Here is a 2,715-nt window from a genome sequence, read left to right on the forward strand (position 1 = left end):
AATGCCTGAACCAGCATTGGTTCCTGACCCTTGCGGATGCCCGCGAAAAGATGGAGGATTGGCGTAGATACTACAATCCTGTTTCATAACACCCATCTTTCTATGTCATTGAAAGAAATAGATTTTCCTGATCTGGAGGCGATCCCGCGGGGTGGCGAGGGTTCTTCCGTACACGATCGAGAATCTGACGTGCTTGCGGGGTCGCGAGTTTGGAACGGCTGAAGATCCATGGGCCATCGGGTAGCGGATGAGCCCCCTTAATATCGCCAGCCTCGGCCGCCAGACGCAGCGTCTTTGGCGATATCCCGAGTAACTTTGCCGCACCGCCCAGATTAAGCCATGGCTCAACCCCGTCGATCTGCGGACGGAAGACCGGAATCTTGCGATATGACCTCAGCGCGGTGACCCGCTCCCGTGTCCAGCGATTGCCATTGCCGGTCGTCAGTCCGTTGCGATTGAGGACACCGGCAATCACATCATCATTGGCGATCAAGACGAGCTGTTTCACAGCGTCGACAATGTCGTCAGGGGTCGCATTTCTTTGGCTACGGTGTCGCTTCGGCAGGCGCAGTTCGGTGTGGACGCCTCCAACCCAATGAATGACGAGGACGATCTCAGAGGTTCCATCATCGAGATCGGCGACCACTTCATTGATGAGCGTGCGCACGATGCGCTTCTTCAGCCTTGCATCGGTTGTCGGCGCCGTCCAGACGGCGCGAAGGTTTCCCGCAAGTGCGGTTACCTGTGATGCGGACATGGGGAACGGATGCGGCGTAACTGTCCGATGTTTGGCAATCTTGGCCTCGATCTCACCGACGCCAGTCAGCGCCTTGTTCCAGCGTGCTTCCAGCTCCGACGTCACCAGCCTATTCTCTGGATCGGCCGCGTCATATTGCCGGAATGCCCGGTCGGCTACATAGCGTGCTGCCTCGAGGTCGCGCATCAGGGCATCCTGAACCTGATCGCGTTGGTTGGCCATATTGCGTTCCGCCTCGACGGCGGCGGCAATGGCTCCTGGCTCGACCACGCCGAGAAGTGCCTCTTCGATCGCGTCATCGACCCGCAGACCGCCGAAGGCGATGCAACGTGGTTCGCCGTTGTCGAGCAACCCTCGCCAACAGGAATAGCGCGGGATGTTATGGTTGGCTCCTGTGTAACGAACCGTCAGCTTCCGGCCGCACCTTTTGCAGCGGAACAGGCCGGCAAGCAGAGCGTCGCCATGCTTCGGCGCTCCATGATGGCGACTGGCCGGTACATTGTCGCTGACCATCTTGCGGATCTCCTCCGCCCGTTCCCAACTGATGTAACCTTCGTGCGCATCCGGGATCAGCGCCAGCCATTCATCACGCGCCTTGCGGCGAATTCCAGATCGGCCATCGTATCCTGGTACGGAACGACTCTTACCATAAGCATAAGCGCCGCCGTAGATCGGGTTCGCAATCATCCGGTGGATGGTGGCATAATTTGGCCTGCGCCAGATGACGTCACCGTTGGCGCACCTGACGGGCAGGTCCAATCCCTGCTCAAGGAACCATAGCAAGGCCTGCCGGGCACTCCCGAGTTCGGTGACCTTGTCGAAGACGAGTGCGATGGCTTCCTGGATGCGCCGATTGGGATCCTTCTCGATCCTGTCACCGGCCTTTACGAAGCCGGCCGGAACAGTGACGACGAGTTCACCGCGGCGAGCCTTCTCATAGCGGGCGGAAAGGGAACGCTGACGCAAGAGATCGAGTTCATACTCGTTGAGGCTGCCCTTCAAACCCAAGAGCAGGCGGTCGTTGCCCTGGCGGGGCGCATAAACTGCTTCCTGGTCGACCAGGACGGTATCGACAACGCGGCACATCTCGATGAGTTGCTGCCAATCGCGGCTGTTCCGGGCGAAGCGCGATACCTCACGCGCGGCCACGGCGCCTACCTTGCCAAGGCAGACTTCCGCCACCATCCGATCAAATCCAGCGCGGGTCACGCCGCCGGCGGCCGAACGACCAAGGTCGTCATCCACCGTCTCTATATGTGACCATCCAAGCGCTGCCAGACGGTCGCGCATGGCGTACTGGAGGGCGCTGCTCTCTCGATTGTGCAGAACCTGGTGAGCCGAGGACTGCCGAACATAGAGGATGGCCTTCCGCTCCAGATGATGCGGCGCGATCTTCTCATGCATCATGACCGGCCTCCTTCTGTTGGCAGGCATGTCCGCACTTTGCGTGATCGACGAACAGCCGCACGATGAGCACCGTCAACGCTTGGCGGGTCTCCTCCGGCAACTCCGGCCATTGCGGCGTCCCTGCCGTCTTCCCCCGCTGCGGGGCCGAGAACAGATCGAACTGGCATGTCATGGGCTGGCGAGGCATGAACATCTCTCCGACTCGTTTCGTGAGAGACCAATGCTGCGCCCATTACCGAAGATTGCGATGAGGCATCAGCGTCCTTCAGCAATCTTGCCAAAGAATGCAGGCTTGCGAGATCGACGTGCGGGACCGCCAGGCTGCGCCAACAACCACTCACTGATCGGTCGAACATCCACGACGGGACCTCAAGAAGTCGACCAGAAGAAGAACCAGAAAGGCTGCAGCGGAAAATATGCGTCCCTTTAGACACCGCCTCATGCACGTGAACAAGCCGTCCGGACCAGGGATGCCACGGATACAGAAGCTCGCGAACCTCGGTCCCGTGGGTGTTCTGTCGTCGTGTTGTACAATGAGGAAAGACCTCATG

Annotated in this window: 2 protein-coding genes and 1 pseudogene; 1 reads left to right on the forward strand and 2 read right to left on the reverse strand. The window is 59.5% G+C overall.

Going from position 1 to position 2,715, the window contains the following annotated elements; genetic code table 11:
- A pseudogene (locus PYR71_RS30505) lies at positions 1 to 77 on the forward strand (integrase core domain-containing protein); the annotation flags it as partial.
- A 23-nt stretch (positions 78 to 100) separates the two neighbouring features.
- Here the strand turns inward: PYR71_RS30505 and PYR71_RS30510 are convergent.
- Positions 101 to 2,164 carry a recombinase family protein gene (locus tag PYR71_RS30510; protein WP_011427411.1) on the reverse strand — a complete coding sequence of 688 codons (2,064 nt, stop codon included), beginning with the start codon at positions 2,162 to 2,164 and terminating at the stop codon, positions 101 to 103.
- Positions 2,154 to 2,351, reverse strand: a complete 198-nt coding sequence (locus PYR71_RS30515; protein ID WP_037145433.1) for a hypothetical protein — start codon at positions 2,349 to 2,351, stop codon at positions 2,154 to 2,156. Before PYR71_RS30515 ends, PYR71_RS30510 begins: the two co-directional genes overlap by 11 nt.
- Positions 2,352 to 2,715 lie beyond the last annotated feature (364 nt).

Origin of the sequence: Rhizobium mulingense (assembly GCF_029194105.1) — a bacterium.
Taxonomy (GTDB): Bacteria; Pseudomonadota; Alphaproteobacteria; order Rhizobiales; family Rhizobiaceae; genus Rhizobium; species Rhizobium mulingense.

Bases quoted from the DNA above. Each gene is read 5' to 3' on its own strand.
- PYR71_RS30510 (WP_011427411.1), bottom strand. From the start codon at position 2,164: ATGATGCATGAGAAGATCGCGCCGCATCATCTGGAGCGGAAGGCCATC.
- PYR71_RS30515 (WP_037145433.1), bottom strand. From the start codon at position 2,351: ATGCCTCGCCAGCCCATGACATGCCAGTTCGATCTGTTCTCGGCCCCG.